Annotated in this window: 14 protein-coding genes; 4 read left to right on the top strand and 10 right to left on the bottom strand. The window is 72.0% G+C overall.

The window, feature by feature from the left end:
- Window positions 1-91: 91 nt before the first annotated feature.
- From ACFVXG_RS39560 to ACFVXG_RS39515, 10 genes are all read right to left on the bottom strand, one after another.
- Window positions 92-1,498, bottom strand: coding sequence for an aminotransferase class V-fold PLP-dependent enzyme (locus tag ACFVXG_RS39560; protein ID WP_387935002.1), 1,407 nt, complete (start codon window positions 1,496-1,498; stop codon window positions 92-94).
- Complete coding sequence (locus tag ACFVXG_RS39555) at window positions 1,483-2,289, bottom strand: SDR family oxidoreductase (protein WP_387935000.1); 807 nt, start codon at window positions 2,287-2,289, stop codon at window positions 1,483-1,485. The genes ACFVXG_RS39560 and ACFVXG_RS39555 overlap by 16 nt, the downstream gene beginning before the upstream one ends.
- A gap of 93 nt (window positions 2,290-2,382) precedes the next feature.
- Entirely contained in the window at window positions 2,383-3,231 is an 849-nt protein-coding gene (locus ACFVXG_RS39550) for a sulfurtransferase (RefSeq protein ID WP_387934998.1), read from the bottom strand.
- Window positions 3,232-3,350: 119 nt separating this feature from the next.
- Window positions 3,351-4,541, bottom strand: coding sequence for an MFS transporter (locus ACFVXG_RS39545; protein WP_387934996.1), 1,191 nt, complete (start codon window positions 4,539-4,541; stop codon window positions 3,351-3,353).
- A gap of 60 nt (window positions 4,542-4,601) precedes the next feature.
- The gene (locus tag ACFVXG_RS39540; RefSeq protein WP_387934994.1) at window positions 4,602-5,123 is read right to left on the bottom strand and encodes a cupin domain-containing protein; all 522 of its coding nucleotides are present in this window, start codon (window positions 5,121-5,123) and stop codon (window positions 4,602-4,604) included.
- Between the two features lie 54 nt (window positions 5,124-5,177).
- Complete coding sequence (locus tag ACFVXG_RS39535; protein ID WP_387934992.1) at window positions 5,178-6,401, bottom strand: styrene monooxygenase/indole monooxygenase family protein; 1,224 nt, start codon at window positions 6,399-6,401, stop codon at window positions 5,178-5,180.
- A complete protein-coding gene (locus ACFVXG_RS39530) occupies window positions 6,398-7,537 on the bottom strand; it encodes an LLM class flavin-dependent oxidoreductase (RefSeq protein WP_387934990.1) in 1,140 nt (379 codons plus the stop codon). The genes ACFVXG_RS39535 and ACFVXG_RS39530 overlap by 4 nt, the downstream gene beginning before the upstream one ends.
- On the bottom strand, window positions 7,534-8,772 hold the full coding sequence (locus tag ACFVXG_RS39525) for a styrene monooxygenase/indole monooxygenase family protein (RefSeq protein WP_387934988.1): 1,239 nt from the start codon (window positions 8,770-8,772) through the stop codon (window positions 7,534-7,536). Before ACFVXG_RS39525 ends, ACFVXG_RS39530 begins: the two co-directional genes overlap by 4 nt.
- Window positions 8,773-8,833: 61 nt before the next feature.
- Window positions 8,834-9,643, bottom strand: a complete 810-nt coding sequence (locus ACFVXG_RS39520; RefSeq protein WP_387934987.1) for a TauD/TfdA family dioxygenase — start codon at window positions 9,641-9,643, stop codon at window positions 8,834-8,836.
- 29 nt (window positions 9,644-9,672) lie between these two features.
- A complete protein-coding gene (locus ACFVXG_RS39515; RefSeq protein WP_387934985.1) occupies window positions 9,673-10,686 on the bottom strand; it encodes an L-tyrosine/L-tryptophan isonitrile synthase family protein in 1,014 nt (337 codons plus the stop codon).
- A gap of 511 nt (window positions 10,687-11,197) precedes the next feature.
- Between ACFVXG_RS39515 and ACFVXG_RS39510 the strand changes: the two genes are divergently transcribed.
- The 4 genes from ACFVXG_RS39510 to ACFVXG_RS39495 all read left to right on the top strand — a co-directional run bounded on the left by ACFVXG_RS39510 (window position 11,198) and on the right by ACFVXG_RS39495 (window position 15,714).
- Window positions 11,198-12,178 (top strand): LysR family transcriptional regulator, encoded by a 981-nt coding sequence (locus ACFVXG_RS39510; RefSeq protein ID WP_387934983.1) that lies wholly within the window; start codon window positions 11,198-11,200, stop codon window positions 12,176-12,178.
- A 32-nt stretch (window positions 12,179-12,210) separates the two neighbouring features.
- The gene (locus tag ACFVXG_RS39505; protein ID WP_387934982.1) at window positions 12,211-13,761 is read left to right on the top strand and encodes a hypothetical protein; all 1,551 of its coding nucleotides are present in this window, start codon (window positions 12,211-12,213) and stop codon (window positions 13,759-13,761) included.
- Between the two features lie 155 nt (window positions 13,762-13,916).
- The gene (locus tag ACFVXG_RS39500; RefSeq protein ID WP_387934981.1) at window positions 13,917-14,456 is read left to right on the top strand and encodes a Chromate resistance protein ChrB; all 540 of its coding nucleotides are present in this window, start codon (window positions 13,917-13,919) and stop codon (window positions 14,454-14,456) included.
- A 31-nt stretch (window positions 14,457-14,487) separates the two neighbouring features.
- Window positions 14,488-15,714: an MFS transporter gene (locus ACFVXG_RS39495; RefSeq protein WP_387934980.1), complete on the top strand. Its 1,227-nt coding sequence runs from the start codon at window positions 14,488-14,490 to the stop codon at window positions 15,712-15,714.
- The last annotated feature ends 169 nt before the right edge of the window (window positions 15,715-15,883 follow it).

Genomic DNA, 15,883 nt, shown 5'->3' with positions numbered 1-15,883 from the left:
GGATTCCCGCGGATTCCCGGGAACGGGATGCGGGAATTCCTCGGCCGTGTTCGGTCGGGGCATGGGACACCTTCCTTTCCGGCCCCGGACATTACTCGGACAGCACGGGTGGATTCCCGTTTCCGCGCAGGAGATCCGGCAACGGACGCGGATCGGGAACGGGCCGCCAGCCGTCCTCGGGCCGGTCGTACGACCAGCGCGGTCCCCGCCGCACCAGATCCTCCAGGGCCGCCAGCAGACGCTCGACGTGCTCCGAGGTGGTGCCCATCCCGATGCTGGCCCGCAGCGCGCGGTCGCCCTGGTGCCCGGCCGCGTCGCCGAGCAGGGACCGGACCGCCTGGTGCGCGCAGAACGCGCCGTCCCGCACGCCGATGCCGTGTTCCGCGGACAGGGCCGTGGCGACCAGCCGTTGGTCCGCGAACGCGTCGCCGAGGCGCGACAGGCTGAACGACACCACGCCCAACCGCGGGTGCCCGTCCGGCCACAGGTCCAGCACGCGTACCCCGGGGACGGCCGCCAGTCCCTCGCGCAGCCTGGCCGTCAGCGCCTGTTCGTGCCGGACGACGGTGTCCCAGCCGGTGGCCGCCAGGGTCCGGCAGGCGACCGCCATCGCGTGGACGCCCACCACGTTCGGGGAGCCGCCCTCGTGCCGGTGCGGCAGCCCGGACCAGGCGACGCTCTCCCCGCCCGCCTCCTCGTCCACCCGGGCCGTGGCCCCTCCGCCGGCCAGGTACGGGTCGGCCGCGTCCAGCCAGTCGGCGGCGCCCACCAGGGCGCCCGCACCGAACGGCGCGTACATCTTGTGCCCGGACAGGGCGACCCAGTCGACGTTCCAGCCCGCGAGGTCCAGCGGCCGGTGCCCGGCCAGTTGGGCCGCGTCGAGCACGGTGCGGGCGCCGTGGATGCGGGCCACCTCGGCGAGGTCCGCCACCGGCCACAGTTCCCCGGTCACGTTGGACGCACCGGTGATCACCACCAGCCTGGGGCCCTTCGGGGCGTCGGCCAGTGCCTTCGCCAGCTGCACCACCGCGTCCCCGGGCGTGGCCGCCCTGGCCAGCCGGTGCACCCGGCTGCCTCGCCAGGCCAGCAGCGCGGCGTGGTGGTCGGTGTTGAACCGGAACACCGTCGTGCCGGCCGGCAGCGCGCGCCCGAGCAGGTTGAGCGCATCGGTGGTGTTGCGGGTGAAGACCACCGTGGCGTCGGGGGCGGCACCGGTGAAGCTCCGCACCGTCTCCCTGGCCCGTTCGTAGGCCGAGGTGGAGACGGCGGAGGCGAACCCCGCACCGCGGTGCACGCTGCTGTACCAGGGCAGCAGCCGGTCGACGGCCTGCTGCACCGCGGTCAGGCTGGGGGTGCTCGCCGCGTAGTCGAGGTTGGCGTACGTCACCCGTCGCCCGGTCACCAGCGGCACCTCCAGCCGGCCGCCGACGACCGGTGGGAGACCGACGGCGACCCGGTCGGGCTCGGTACCGGTCACCGCGGTCACTGTGCGGTCCATCCGCCGTCCATGACCAGCACGGAGCCGGTGAAGAAGGCCGCGTCGTCGCCGGCCAGATAGGCCACGGCCGAGGCCGCCTCCCGCGCGCTCGCGATCCGGCCGAGCGGGTGCAGACCGTTGAACATGTCCACCATCTCCTGGCTGCCGCCCACCGAGGAGCGGTACATCGGGGTGTCCACCGATGCCAGCGCCAGCGCGTTGACCCGGATGTTCTGGTGGGCGTACTCGAGCGCGGCGGCCTTGGTCAGGCCGATCACCCCGTGCTTGCCAGCCACGTAGGCGCTGATCCCGGCACCGAAGCCGACCACGCCCAGCTGGGAGGCGTTGTTGACGATCGATCCGCCGCCGCGCCGCTGGAGGGCCGGGATCTCGTGCCGCATGGACAGGAAGACGCTGGTCAGCACCTTGGTGATGTCCTCGGCCCAGGCCTCCGGCTTCTGGTCCGCGATCAGGCCCATGCTGCCGAGGCTCCCCGCGTTGTTGAAGGCGATGTCGAGCCCGCCGAAGTGGTGCTCGGCGGCGCGCACCGCGGCCGCGACCTCCTCGTCCACCGTCACGTCGGCCCGCACCGTGATCGCGGCGCCGCCGGCGGCGGCGATCTGCCCGGCGACCCGTTCCAGTTCCGCCTCCCGCCGGGCCGCCAGCACCACGCTCGCGCCCTGAGCGGCCAGGGCCTTCGCGGCGGCCTCTCCGATGCCGGAGCCGGCACCCGTCACCAGGGCGACCTTTCCGCGCAGCCGGTCCCGGGCGACCGTGCCGTCGGGGGACGGGTTCGTGTTGCGTTCGTTCATGAGAGGTGGTTGGGGCCGCCCGACCGGGTCGGGCCCCGCTCCCTTCGGGTTCGGTGGTGATCGGTGTGACAGTGGGGCGGCCCGGCCGGCCGGTCAGTCGCGTTCGACCGGGACGCCGACCAGCGAGCCGTACTCCGCCCAGGAGCCGTCGTAGTTCCGCACGTCCGGCCACCCCAGCAGCTCCCGCAGGACGAACCAGGAGAGCGACGAACGGGCGCCGACCCAGCAGTAGAGGATGGTGCCGCGGGCCGGGTCGAGACCGGCGTACAGCTGCCGGAGCTCCTCCTGCGGACGGAAGGTGTCGTCCGGGTTGACGGCAGCCTCCCAGGGCCGGTGGACCGCGCCGGGCACCCGGCCGGGGCGCTGGGCGACCTCGTGCGGGTTGTTGCCGGGGGCGAACGGCGTGCCGGCGAAACCGGGGGCGAAGACCCGCCCGGCGTACTCCTCCGGGGTCCGCACGTCGAGGATGTTGCGGCTGCCGAGGCCGGCGAGGACGTCGTCCCTGGTCGCCCGGACCGACGGGTCGGGCGTGGCCGCCCGGTAGTCGGTGGCCGGGCGCGCGGGCACCTCGGCGCTGAGCGGGCGGCCCTCGGCCTCCCACTTGCGGCGCCCGCCGTCCAGCAGCCGCACGGAGCGGTGACCGTGCAGCGTGAAGTACCAGTACGTCTGTGCGGCCAACATGTTGGCGTTCCCGGAGTGCAGCACCACGGTGTCCCGGTCGCCGATGCCCTTGGACCGCATCAACGCCTCGAACGCCTCCCGGTCGATGACACCCAGGCGCAGCCGGTCCTGGAACTCGCTCCAGTCGATCCAGACGGCGCCCGGCAGATGACCCTTCCGGTACTCGGTGTCGTCGTTCCCGGTCTCGACGAAGACCACCCCGTCCGTACCAAGGTGGCGCTCGGCCCAGTCGCCGGTGACCAGCGCGGACTCACGGTCCATGGTTCCCCCTCGTGAGGTAGTGACCGGGTCTCCCCGGTGGAGTTCGCGCCCGCACGGGCCGGGCGCGGCGTGCCGGTGGGGTCCCGGCCACCGGGACCGGAACCCCACCGGACGGGAGGTCAGGCCGGGGACGCCTCGGCCGTCTTCTCCTCGGTCGCGGAGCCGGCCGACGCGCGGTCCCGGTGCCAGGAGTAGTAGCTGAGCAGGATGCCGAGGACGGTGACCGCCGCGGCGGCGACGTACACGGTGCGCAGGCCGGGGCCGGCGACGACCCGGCCGCCCAGCCAGCCGGCCAGGGCGGCCGCGAGCTGGTACCCCGAGGCGTTCACCGCGATGGCGAGGGTCGGGGCCGAGCTGGCGGTGGAGAGCACCCGGGCCTGCATGCCCGGGATGACGGAGAAGCCCAGTGCACCGATCAGGAACACCATGACCGCGGTGAGCACGGTGCTGCCGCTGACCGCCCACATCGCCAGCAGGCCCGCGGTGAGCAGACCCAGCAGCCCGACCTGCGCGGCCATCGGCGAGCGGTCGGAGAGCCAGCCGCCGGCGAAGTTGCCGACCGCCGCGCCCACCCCGTACGCCAGCAGCAGCAGCGGGACGGCACCCTCGGCGAAGCCGGTGAGGGTGGTGAGCAGCGGCGCGAAGTAGGTGAACACCATCAGCAGGCCCATGTTGGCGATGGCGGTGACGGCGATCGCCAGCTGCACGTTGCGGCTGCGGAACACCCGCAGCTCGGTGACCGCGGAGGATCCGGACGTGGAGGCCGCCACGTCCGGGACGAACGGCAGCACCATCAGCAGACCGAGCACGCAGACCGCGGCGACGGTGCCGAAGGTCGCCCGCCACCCGAAGTGGTTGCCGATGAAGGTCCCCAGCGGCGCGCCGAGCATCATCGACAGGTTCATCCCGAAGACCAGTTTGGAGACGGTCGAAGCCTGCTTGCCCTCGGGCGCGGTGGAGGCGGCGATGACGATCGCGTTGGCGAAGAACGTGGCGGTCACCAGGGCGGTGACGATGCGTGCCACGAACAGCACGGAGTAGACCGGTGCGAAGGCCGACGCGAGGTTTCCCACGACCACGATCACCAGCAGGCCGACGATGAGCGGCTTGCGCGGATAGCGTGCGGTCAGCGCGGTCAGCACCGGACCGCCGATGATCATACCGATGGCGTAGGCCGTGACCAGCAGGCCGGCCGCGGGGATCGACACGTCGAGGTCGCCGGCGACATCCGGCAGGATGCCGGCGATGACGAACTCGCCGGTCGTGATGCCGAACACGCACAGCATCAGGGTAAGGAGCTTCAACGACATGGTGTCTCTTCTGTCGGGGTGGGATTTCTTTCGATCCGCCGGGGCCGGCCTGACCTGTCGTCAGGGGCTGGGCGGCGGGCCCGCGTAGCGGTAGCCGTACGTGGAGCCCAGGGCGATGATGTGGTCGAGATCCGGTCCGCCCACGTCCTCGGTGGGCAGGGTGAGCGCCTTGGCGTGCGGGATCTCCGCGTCCAGGAACAGGTCGAACTGCGGCCTGCGGTCCGGTTGCGGAGTGGAGTGGATGGTCAGGAACCTGGCGTTCGCCGAGGTCGTGACGAAACCGTGCGGGACGGTGCGCGGCACGATCATCGTGGTGCCGGCCTCGGCCACCTGCTCCTCCCCGTCGCAGATCATGCGCAAGGTGCCCTCCAGGACCATGAAGACCTCGTCCTCGTAGTCGTGGATGTGCAGCGGAGTGTTGTAGCCGCGGTTGCCGGTGTGCTGGACGACGGTGAAGGAGTTCCTGGTCGCCGAGCCCGGCACCCGTATCTGGGCCAGGCCGCCGAGCAGCCACACCGCGGTCTGCTCGGACTCCGGGATCAACAGCCCCTTCTCGTCACGGAGGTCGTCCGGGAAGGTCATCGCGCTCCTTTGCTGAGGGTGGTGACCGGTGCCGCCGGTCGTCGGCCGGGCCCGTCAGGCACCGTCGAAGCCGGCCAGGAAGGCTGCCACGCCGTCCGGGCCGGAGACCGTGCGCCACATGGTGACCGGATCGTTGAAGTTGCTGACGAAGGCGTCGGCGACCCGCTTGTCCGCCGCGGCCCGCCGGAACACCTCGCCGACGTGCGGCGGGAGTTCACCGAGGAAGGCGTTGCTCCACTCCACCACGTGGCGCGCGTGCTCCCACAGCCGCGCGCACGCGTCGCGGCAGAACTCCTCGTCGAACGGTCCCGTGCCGCCGGCGATCAGTTCGGCGAGCGCGAAGGCGGTGTGCGAGCCGAGGTTGGCGCCCTGGGCGGTGAGCGGGTCGTTGGTGATCCAGGCGTCGCCGACGGCGAGCGCACAGGTGTCGTCGTCGAGCCGGGCCCAGCCCTGCCGGACCACCGGGGTGAGCGCGCCCTGCGCCAGTTCGCCGGGCGCGGTGAGCGAGAACCCGGCCGTGTCGATGCGCTCGCGCAGGCCCGGGGCGTGGACGGCGACCAGGTCGAGCACCTGCCGGCGGAACGCCGCCGGGTCGGCGTCGGGGTCGGCGTGGCAGATCCCCTCCAGCGGACCGCCCGGTACCGCCTCGAAGGCGAGGACGTCCGCCCGGCCCGCCGGGGAGTAGAACGGCAGGCGCAGGATCTCCCCGGCACCGGGCAGGAAGTGGATGTCCAGCGAGTGCGGCACCTCCTCGTCGATGCCGAGGTAGATCCCGGCGCACAGGATCCGCTGCGGCCCGGTGTACGGCGAGCGGGACCGGTCCACCGGGAAGAGCCGCCGCATCGACCGGTTGCCGTTCGCGACCACCACCAGGTCGTGCCGGCCCGCGATCTCCTCGACCGGGCGGTCGCCGACCACCAGCTCCCCACCGCGGTCGAGGAAGGCGTTCAGCAGGTGGGGCAGGTAGATCCGGAAGTCCACCACGCTGGACGGGGGCGTCAGGTCGGCGAGGAACTCCAGCGGCGCGGGGTCGCCGGTCCGCACGGTGACGGCCCAGTGCCGCACCTGCGCGTCGGCGAAGTCCCAGGCGAAGACGCCGAGTTCCCGCTCACGCTGCTGGGTGCGGCCGAACCGGGCGGGGAAGTTCCGCGGCCGGGCGCCCTTCAGCCGGTCGACCTCCTCCTCCGCGTACACCGTGACCGGTACGCCCGACTGCTGGAGCCGCAGGGCCAGTTGAAGGCCCGAGATCCCGGTTCCGACGATGCCCACCCCGGTCATGCCGCCGTCCCCTCGGTGTCCGCGCCGGTCCGCAGCCGGGCGGCCAGCCACCCGACGGACTCCAGCGTGTAGCCCGCGGCCTCGGGCGAGGCCAGGGCCGAGGCCGGGATCAGCATGGGGTGCCGCATGCCCGCGTCGACGAGTTCGCCGATCCTCTTCAGTACGGTCTCCCGGCTGCCGACGAGGACCTGGTCCGCGACCACCTCGTCCGGGACCGCGGCCAGCGCCCGTTCCACCTCCGGTCGGGTCAGGTGGTGCGGCAGCAGTTCCACCAGGCCGCGGTAGTGCTCGCCGAAGGGGTGCACGGCGCCGTGCCGGCGCCAGGCCCGGGCACCGGCGTGCAGGGCCAGGAAGCGGATCGGGGTGGCCCGCAGGAGGTCCTGGGCCGCCGCGTCGGTCTCCGCCACCACGATCGGGACGCCACCGGCCGCGGTGACGGCGTCCGCGTCCCGGCCCGCCTCGGCGGCGGCCGAGCGCACCACAGCCAGCCGCCGGGCGTACTCGTCCGGCGCCATCAGCTCGGAGGGCAGCCACCCGTCGGCGTAGCGGCCGGCCAGGGTGAGCATCCGGTGGCGGTTCGCCCCCAGCCAGAGCCGCGGAGTCCGGCCCTCGGGCGCCGGCAGGGTGAGCGCGCGGTCCAGCGTGAAGTGACGTCCGCGGAAGTCGTGCGGTCCCTCGCCGGAGAAGAGCAGCCTGAGCACCTGCAGCGCTTCCTCGACCCGGTCGACCTGGTGGTCGTGCGGCACGCCGTACGGCACGAGGTTCTCCAGCGCGCCCGCGCCGATGCCGAGGACGGGGGCCTGCTCGGTGAGCTGGGCGAGGGTCAGCGCGGTCTGGGCCAGCACCGCCGGATGGCGGCGGTGCGGGTCGGTGACTCCGATGGCGAGCCTGACCGGGCCGGCCTGCGGGGCGAAGTTGCCGAGCACGGTGGCGAAGTCGAGACAACGGTCGGGCGTCGGCAGGTCCGCCGCCAGGTAGCTGAAATCGGTGTCCCAGGCCTGGCGGGGGAAGACGTTCATCAGGTGGTCGAAGACCAGGAAGGTGTCGAGTCCGGCTTGGCGGGCGACCCCCAGCAGCCCCCGCCCGCCCTCGATCCGTCCGACCGCGTCCCAGACCAGGCCGACCTGCACGCTCATACTCCGCTCCTCACTGCCAGCGTCCGTGCGATGAAATCGTCGGTGTGTTCCGGGCGTCGGATGTGCCGCCACATCGCGCCCGGGCGATCGAGGTGGGCGACGAAGGCGTCCGCCATCCGCTGGTCGGCCGCGCAGGCCGCGAGCAGGGTGCCCATCTGGGGCGGGGGCGGGCCGACGAACATGTTGGTCCAGTCCACGATCGGCTGGGCGGTGGCCCACAGCCGCTCCGACACCGTGCGGCAGAAGGTCCCGTCGTACGGCCCGTCGTGCTCCCGCAGCACGTCCGCCAGCTGGAAGGCCAGCGTGGAGCCGAGGTTGGCGCCCTGCGCGGTCAGCGGATCGTTGGCGATCCAGGCGTCGCCGACGGCCAGGGCGTACCGGTCGTCGGACAGCCGTGCCCAGCCCTGGCGCACCACCGGCACGACCGCGCCCTGGAGCAGGTCCACCGGGCGGGCGAGCGCGAACTCGCGTTCGTCCACGCGTTCCCGCAGGGTGGGGGTGTGGGTGGTGATCAGTTCCAGGACGGCTTGCGCGAACCCCTCGGGGTCGTCCCGGTGGTTCCGGTCCGTCACGGCGGCGAAGGGGCCGCCGGGCACCGCCTCGACCAGCACGCCGGTCAGTTGCCCGCCGAAGGAGTGGTACGTCGGAGCGTGGACCTCCCCGGCTCCCGGCACCATGTGCATGGTCATGCCGGACGGCTCCGGCGGGCGGACCCCGTGGAACAGGCCGGCCGCGAGTCGCCGCGGCGCCGAGGTGTACGGCGAACGGGCCGCGTCGCGCGGGAAGGCGTCCGTGAGCGCGCCCCGGCCGGCCGCGACGACCACGAGCTCGTGCCGTTCGGCCAACCGGGCCAGCTCGGCCCGGTCGGCCACCCCTCGGCGGACCGCGTTCCCGCCACGCTGCTGGTACTCCTCCAGCAGCGTGGCGAGATACATCCGGAAGTCCACCGAACTGGCGGGGCGCGGGAGTTGTGCCCGGAACGACATCCCGTCCGGCCCCTCGACACTCAGGTGCATCCACGCGTTGTCGTACTCGCCGGATGCCCATCGGGTCACGCCGAGGGCCTTTTCGCGTTCCCTGGTGGAGTCGAAGCGCGTGACCAGGTTCAACAGCGGCCCGCTGCGGATGTCGTCCGGGTCCTGCGCCGCGTACAGGGTGACGTCAATGCCGAACTGCCGCAGTCTGAGCGCCAGGTGAAGACCGGAGATCCCGGTCCCCACGATGCCGATACTCATGCGCTAGCTCCACCTGTGCTGGGAATGGCTGCTTTCGGGGACGTTTGGTGCCGGGGGTGGGTCAGATGACCTCGACCCGTTGCAGGTGCCGGTTGGTCGGCCCGCTGAACGCGTTGCGTCCGTGCACCAGCGCGATGTTGTCGGCGATCACGATGTCGCCCTTGCGCCAGTCGTGCGCGTAGCAGTACTCGGGCCGGTGCAGGCGCTCCGCCATCGAGGCGAGGAACTCCTCGGCCATTGCCCCGTCGATGCCGTGGACGGCGGCCTGCACGGGGTTCTTGTAGACGGCCGGGTCCAGCGGCTCGGCGAAGCGCAGCACGGGCACACCGGTGCTGGGGTGCTGGGCCACCAGGCGCTCGGTGATCTCGCCGCCGTAGTGCACCATCTTCTCGGTCGTGTAGGTGATGCTGATCCGCGACCACACGTCCCGCAGGTCCGAATCGGCGTCCCGGTACGCGGCGGTGGTGTCCGAGAACACCGTCTCCCCGCCGACACCGGGGGTCGCCTCCAGGCACTGGAAGAAGAAGTACCGCGGATCGGCCTCGACGAACGCGCCGTCCCAGTGGAACGGGACGTCCCCGTCGGCGAACAGGTAGTTGCGCGGGTTCTCCTCGACCACCAGGTCGATGACCTCGCCCGGCTCCCATTTCAGGACCTCGCCCCAGAGGCGACAGTAGTCGGCGAATTCCTGCGTTTCCAGGAGCCTGAATCCGCGCAGCACCAGCACCCGGGATTCGTGGGTCCACCGGGCCAGCTCGTCCACCGGGATGTCGGAGATCCGGGCGTCGCCGCCCGGGGCCTCGACCACCCGGCCGAAGGGCCGCAACGGAATGTGCCGGAACGTCCCGGCCGAAGACCTGGAGGTTGTCATGACGGAGTTCTTCCTTTCCGGGGAGGACGTCACCGGGAACCGGCCGGCAGGTGCGGGGCGACGAAATGGCTGGGGCGGCCGCCCCGCCAGACGACGGTGGCCTGGAGTTTCTCCGCGTCCCACCGTTTGACCAGATAGCGCTTCACGCCGTCGTCGAGCACCACCCCGTGCCACGGGGTCAGCCAGCCGTCCCTGGTCGACATGAGCTGGATTCCGAGCTTCTCCGAGTGCGGGGGCTGCGGGTGTATCGACAGCCGGATGGCCTCGGGAAACTTATCGGAGACCAGCCGGCTCCACGCATTGGAACGGAGAATGGTCTGGTAGGCGGAATCCTTCGATTCCTTCCGCAGCTGGGAGCGGGACGCCTCACCGCCGCGCCGCGCCACCGCGTCCTCGAACATGAAGCGGTGTATGCCGTTGAACAGCGCCCGCGAGTTCCGCTCGGTGCGGACGTTGTCCTTGAGTTCCTCCAGCGTGGAGGAGTATTCGTCCTCGAGAATGCGCCGCATCTTCGGGTAGTCCACGCTGCCGAAGGCGTCGTCCAGGCCGTAGAGGTCCAGCGACGGCCAGCGCGCGGCCTCGATCATCTCCCTGAGGCTGTCCCGGTACGCGCTCACGACGGGGTCCGCCACCCCCACCACGTCGCCGAAGACGTGCCCGTCGGAGCAGACGGTGACCCGGGCTCCCGGTGCGTAGAAATGCTGCACGTAATCGCAGAGCGACTGCAGGAAGCCCAGTGCCAGTTGCTCACCGAGGTCCGGCAGGGCGCCCAGGACCTTGCTCCGGTTGGGAGACTTCGCGGGAAAGGCCGGCACCACGAAGTGGATCGGCAGGTCCCGCTCGATGAAAGCCGCCATTCTGGCCCGGCGGGCCTCCGAACAGTCGGCGCAGGGCTGCTGCTTCTCCGGTGCTTCCCCGCCGTCCGCCGTCACGTCCGGATCGGCGGCGAGCGACTCGTCTACCCGCCGGTGCCGGTAGAGCAGTTCGAGTACTCGCTGCGAAATCTGTTGCGTGGACGACGCCCCCGTCGTGTTGTGGTTCAACACTCCTCCGTACCGCGCGTCCGTATGGATGCGGGACGCCGCCGCCCGAACCGGGCCGGCGCAAGTGTTTCCCCCTGTAGAACTCTCATTCCACCGCTCCTGAATTCGTGTCCGCTCGCACGCGGAACCTCTTCTGGGATGGTGCTCGATGATCCTCGACGGCCTGCCCTGGCCAGTCGCGCCCGGCGTACAGGGGGGACACGGCACCCGCGACGGAAGAACAGCGGATTCCAGCCGCCCGCCGACCATTGCCGCTGCCACTCCCCCCGTACCCGACCCCGACGACCGCTCCCGCTGAACATGAGGGAGAGTGCTTCCGCATGCGCAGGTTCCGGGCAGCGCGAAGTGACGACTCTCCACACCTGTCGTCCCTCGTTCGCTCCGTGCCGGAACTCCCCACGGGGCACAAGCTGAGGCATCGCCAGCTTCCCTCGCAGGCAAGGGCGCACGCAATCGTCTATCGATTACCATCCTTGATGGATGACGGAATCCACGAAGGTCGATGGGGGGCATGGCGATGATCGGCGTGGACGACCCGGCAGTTCACCAACTGCGGTCGCTGCTGACGTTGGCCGAGGAGCTGCACTTCGGACGCGCCGCGGCGCGGCTCTACCTCACCCAGCCCGCCCTCAGCCAGCAGATCCGCGTCCTGGAACGTCGGCTCGGCGTGCAGCTGTTCACCCGCACCAGCCGGAAGGTGGACCTGACTCCGCTGGGACAGGCGCTGCTCCCACTGGTGCGCAACGTGGTGGACGCGTCGGACTCGCTGCGCAACGCGGCGCGGCGCTCGGCGTCCGAGAGCGGCCGGCAGGTACTGCGGCTGGGGCTGACCGACTGTGCCGCCGCCCTGGCGGCCACCCGCCGGGTGATCGCCGCGCTCACCACCGAACATCCGGACCTGGAGGTGGACTTCCAGGTGCTGGACCTCGTCGAGCAGGCGACGGCGCTGGCGGCGGGGAAGATCGACGCCGCCTTCGTCTACTTCCCGGTGCCCGGCGGCTACCACGCCGAGCCGCTCACCACCGAACCCCGGGTGGCGGTCCTGTCGGCCTCCGACCCGCTGGCCGAGAAGCCCGGCCTGCATCTCTCGGACCTCGCCGACCGGGCGATGGTCGGGCTGGCACCGGAGGTGTCCGCGGCGGAGCGCGACTTCTGGGCCATGGACCCGCGCCCGAACGAAGCCCCGGTCCGCTACACCGACCACCGCGTCACCCGGGTGGAGGCGCTGCTGTCAGCGGTGTCCTTCGACGAAGCGGTCGCCTTCCTGCCGGCCGTGGCCGCGGAACTCTTCCCCCGGCCGGACGTCCGCTACCGGACGGTCACGGACCTGCTGCCGTGCACCTTCGGAGTGGTCTGGCCCGAGGCGGACCGGGCGAAGTCCACCGTCCTCCTCCTCGCGGACGTCTGCCGCCGGCTGTCCGAGCAGGGCCTGCCGGCGGGTGCGATCCGGCACCCCACATCGCCCCCGACCCTGGGCGCAGCCGATCGGTGACCGGGCTCGCTGTCAGGACACACCACGCCGCCGTGGTCGCCTCCGACGGCACCACGTACTTCGGCAGCGACGGCGGCGTCTGGTCCCGTCCCTCGGCGACCCGCGCCCAGGTCGGCGGGTTCAACGACCTCAACGCCGGCCTGCGCACCCTGCAGTACTACGGCGGCCAGACCGGCAAGAACACGGCGGGCACCGGCGACATCTTCTGGGGCGGCCTCCAGGACAACGGCTACTCGGTCTCCGTCCCGGGCGACCCGGCGATGTACGAGCCCAAGGGCGGTGACGGCTTCAACGTGATCGTCGCCCCGCAGGACGGCCGCTACAGCGTCGCCGAGTACACCAACCTGGCCCTCGCCAAGACCCTCGACGGCGGCCACAGCTGGTACAACATCAGCCCGAACTGCACCAACTTCAAGCCGACGTCGACCGGCACGCCGTGCGAGAAGGACGGCCGGTTCGTCGCCCCGTTCGGCGCGGACGTCGCCAACGTCCAGCACTGGGTGGCCGGAGGCCGCTACGTCTGGGACAACCAGGGCAAGGGCTGGGCCACCGCCTGCACCGGCGCGACCTGCGACTGGCAGCCGGTCTTCGACCTCGGCAACGGCAGCGCCGCCACCGCCGTGACCGCCAACGGCGCGGTGACGTACGCCGGTTGGTGCGGCACCGGCAACGGCTGCAACCCCGGCGGCGGCTCGCCGTTCGTCGCCGGCATCGCCACCAACTACGGCGGCACGTGGCACCAGGTGCAGGCGCCCAACCTGCCCAACCGAGTGGTCACCGCGATCTCCGTCGACCAGGCCGACGCCGCGCACGTCGTCGCCGTCTACGGCTCCTACAGCCGGCACTGGATCGACGGCGCGGGCACCGGCCACGTCTTCGAGTCCCACGACGGCGGCACCACCTGGACCGACATCAGCGGCAACCTGCCCGACGCGCCGGTCAACGCCGTCAAGATCGCCCTGGGCTCGCTGATCGTCGGCACCGACAACGGTGTCCTCGCCGCCTCGCCGACCGCTCCCACCAACTGGTACCGGCTGGGCTCCGGACTGCCCAACACCCCGGTCGGCGACCTCTCCGTCGCCCCTGACAGCTCGTACCTGCTGGTCTCCACCCGCAATGCCCAACGGTGCCCCTGCCGGAACACCGGGCCCGTCCCACCCCGTCCCGACGCCGACCTTCGTCCGGGGCGCCACCCGCAACCCGGCCAAGTCCCCTCCGGCACCCGCCGCCACCCCGAGCCGCGACGCGGACAACCCGGTCGACGCCGAACCCGACCGCTTCGCCCCCGGCCCCGGGCCGACGAACCAGCCCGGCCCCACGGGTGCCGGCCAGCCGACGCCGGTCCCGGGCCGGACGCTTCCGTTCCCCACGGCCCCCTGAACGAACGAACCCTTCAACAGAGAGCGGACACGGGACGAACGGGACCGCGGCCGAGATCGAGCCGCGGTCCCGTCGCACCACACGGCCGACGACGGCCACCGACGCCTAGGCGAGCGGGCCGCACGCCGCCAGCCCCGAAACCGGGAGCGGCCGGGTGGCCGTCCACTACACGCGCCGCGCCCGGCCTGGAGATGTCGCACTGACCAGCGCTCCGGACAAGGCCGCCTTCGCCGTGCAGCTCAGCCCCCGGCCCGGGAGCAAGCGCACCCAACCCGGTCGCCGGTCGGCGAGAGCGCGCCGGCCGCGGAACCGCCGACCACTGGTCACAGCGGCCTTCGGCGCCGGGCAGACTGGTGGCATGGCAGATGCGATCGAATGGCTGTTGCTGGTGTACCGGATTCCCACCGAGCCGACGCGGCTGCGGGCGGGGGTGTGGCGACGACTCAAGGCGCTGGGCGCGGTCTACCTGCAGAACTCGGTGGCGGTGCTGCCCGCCTCGCCGGAGACCGAACGGGCGCTGCGGGTGCTGCGCAACGACATCGGCGAGATGGGCGGGAGCGCCCAACTGCTGCGGGCCGAGGCGCTGGCCGGGCAGGACGAGGTGATCGCGGCACTGAACGCGGCCCGGGACGAGGAGTACACGGAGGTCATCGACCGCTGCCAGGACTTCCTGAAGGAGATCGCCGAGGAGACCGCGGCCGAGCACTTCACCTATGCCGAGCTGGAGGAGAACGACGAGGACCTGGCCAAGCTCAAGGCCTGGTTCGACAAGGTCCGTGCCCGCGACCGGCTGGGAGCGGGCCGGCAGACGGAGGCAGCCGCGGCTCTGCAGGAGTGCGAGGCCGCGCTGGAGGGCTTCGCCGAGCGGATCTACGCCACCGGGATCGACACCCCGTAATGATCAATCTAACGGCCGTTATGCTCAGTGAATGACGACCGATAGAACACCCGAGAGTCCGGCGCTCCAGCCGGGGCCGAACCGGCTGACCCCGATGCGATTCGTGATGGCCTTCGGCGTGGTCAGCATGCTCGCGGACTTCGTCTACGAGGGCGCGCGCGCGATCACCGGCCCCTACCTGGCCACCCTGGGCGCCTCCGCGACCGTGGTCGGGTTCGTCACCGGCTTCGGCGAGGCAGTCGCCCTGGTCTCGCGGCTGTTCACCGGACGCCTTTCGGACCGCACCGGCCGGCACTGGGCACTGTCGATCACCGGGTACGCGATGACGGTGGTCGCCGTGCCGCTCATGGCGCTCACCCAGGCACTGTGGCCGGCGGCCGCGCTGGTCGTGGCCGAGCGGTTCGGCAAGGCGGTCCGCACCCCGGCCCGCGACACCATGCTGGCCCAGGCCAGCTCCGCAGGCGGCCGGGGGAAGTCCTTCGCGGTGCACGAGGCCCTCGACCAGAGCGGGGCGCTGCTCAGCCCGCTGCTCGTCGCGGCCATGATCGCCGTCTCCGGCTTCCGGCTCGGCTTCGCGGTCCTGGCCGTGCCGGGCGCGCTGGCCCTGCTCACCCTGGCCTGGCTGCGGCGGGCGGTTCCCGTACCCGCCGCCTACGAGGCGCCGCACCCCGACCCCAGCGCCGTGGCCGGCCAGGGCGAGCAGCGGCTGCCGGGCCGGTTCTGGCTGTACGCGGCGTTCACCGCGACGTCCATGGCCGGGTTCGCCACCTTCGGCGTGCTCGCGTACCACCTGCAGACCCGCCACGTGCTGCCCGACGTCCTGATCCCCGTCGCCTACGCCGCCGCCATGGGTGCCGCCGCGCTCGCCGCGCTCGGTTCCGGATGGCTGTACGACCGCATCGGCCTGCGCGGCCTGGTCGTTGCCCTGCCCCTGGCGGCGGCCGTGCCGTTCCTGTCGTTCTCCACCCGCCCCGCTCTGGTGTGGGCCGGTGCCCTGGTATGGGGAGCGGCGATGGGCATCCACGAATCCACGCTGCGCGCCGCCGTCGCCGACCTCGTCCCCACCGCTCGGCGCGGCACCGGCTACGGCGTCTTCACCGCCGTCTACGGCCTGGCATGGCTGGCCGGCTCCACCCTCATCGGCGCCCTGTACAGCCACTCCGTCACCGCCGTCACCGTGTTCACAGTCGCCACCCAGGTCGCGGCACTGGCCCTGTTCGTCCCACTGGCCGCTCACCGGCCCGCAGCCCGGAGCTGAGGCCGTACACCCGCTAATGCTCTGACCGCAGAGGTTCACCGGGTTGGCGGTGGCGACGCCTCAAGCGGTTGGATGTGGATGGACATCCGATCTGGTGTGGGGAGGGGAGGCGTGGGTGGCGGAGCCGGTCAGGGTCCGGAGGTTGACCGATCCATCCGCAAACCGAGTC

This window comes from Kitasatospora sp. NPDC058162 (assembly GCF_042884005.1).
Classification (GTDB): Bacteria; Actinomycetota; Actinomycetes; order Streptomycetales; family Streptomycetaceae; genus Kitasatospora.
This window is presented reverse-complemented; position numbering and strand designations above follow the sequence as displayed.

Coding starts and splice junctions, on each gene's coding strand:
- ACFVXG_RS39560 (WP_387935002.1), bottom strand. CDS start 1,498: ATGGACCGCACAGTGACCGCGGTGACCGGTACCGAGCCCGACCGGGTC.
- ACFVXG_RS39555 (WP_387935000.1), bottom strand. CDS start 2,289: ATGAACGAACGCAACACGAACCCGTCCCCCGACGGCACGGTCGCCCGG.
- ACFVXG_RS39550 (WP_387934998.1), bottom strand. CDS start 3,231: ATGGACCGTGAGTCCGCGCTGGTCACCGGCGACTGGGCCGAGCGCCAC.
- ACFVXG_RS39545 (WP_387934996.1), bottom strand. CDS start 4,541: ATGTCGTTGAAGCTCCTTACCCTGATGCTGTGCGTGTTCGGCATCACG.
- ACFVXG_RS39540 (WP_387934994.1), bottom strand. CDS start 5,123: ATGACCTTCCCGGACGACCTCCGTGACGAGAAGGGGCTGTTGATCCCG.
- ACFVXG_RS39535 (WP_387934992.1), bottom strand. CDS start 6,401: ATGACCGGGGTGGGCATCGTCGGAACCGGGATCTCGGGCCTTCAACTG.
- ACFVXG_RS39530 (WP_387934990.1), bottom strand. CDS start 7,537: ATGAGCGTGCAGGTCGGCCTGGTCTGGGACGCGGTCGGACGGATCGAG.
- ACFVXG_RS39525 (WP_387934988.1), bottom strand. CDS start 8,772: ATGAGTATCGGCATCGTGGGGACCGGGATCTCCGGTCTTCACCTGGCG.
- ACFVXG_RS39520 (WP_387934987.1), bottom strand. CDS start 9,643: ATGACAACCTCCAGGTCTTCGGCCGGGACGTTCCGGCACATTCCGTTG.
- ACFVXG_RS39510 (WP_387934983.1), top strand. CDS start 11,198: ATGGCGATGATCGGCGTGGACGACCCGGCAGTTCACCAACTGCGGTCG.
- ACFVXG_RS39500 (WP_387934981.1), top strand. CDS start 13,917: ATGGCAGATGCGATCGAATGGCTGTTGCTGGTGTACCGGATTCCCACC.
- ACFVXG_RS39495 (WP_387934980.1), top strand. CDS start 14,488: ATGACGACCGATAGAACACCCGAGAGTCCGGCGCTCCAGCCGGGGCCG.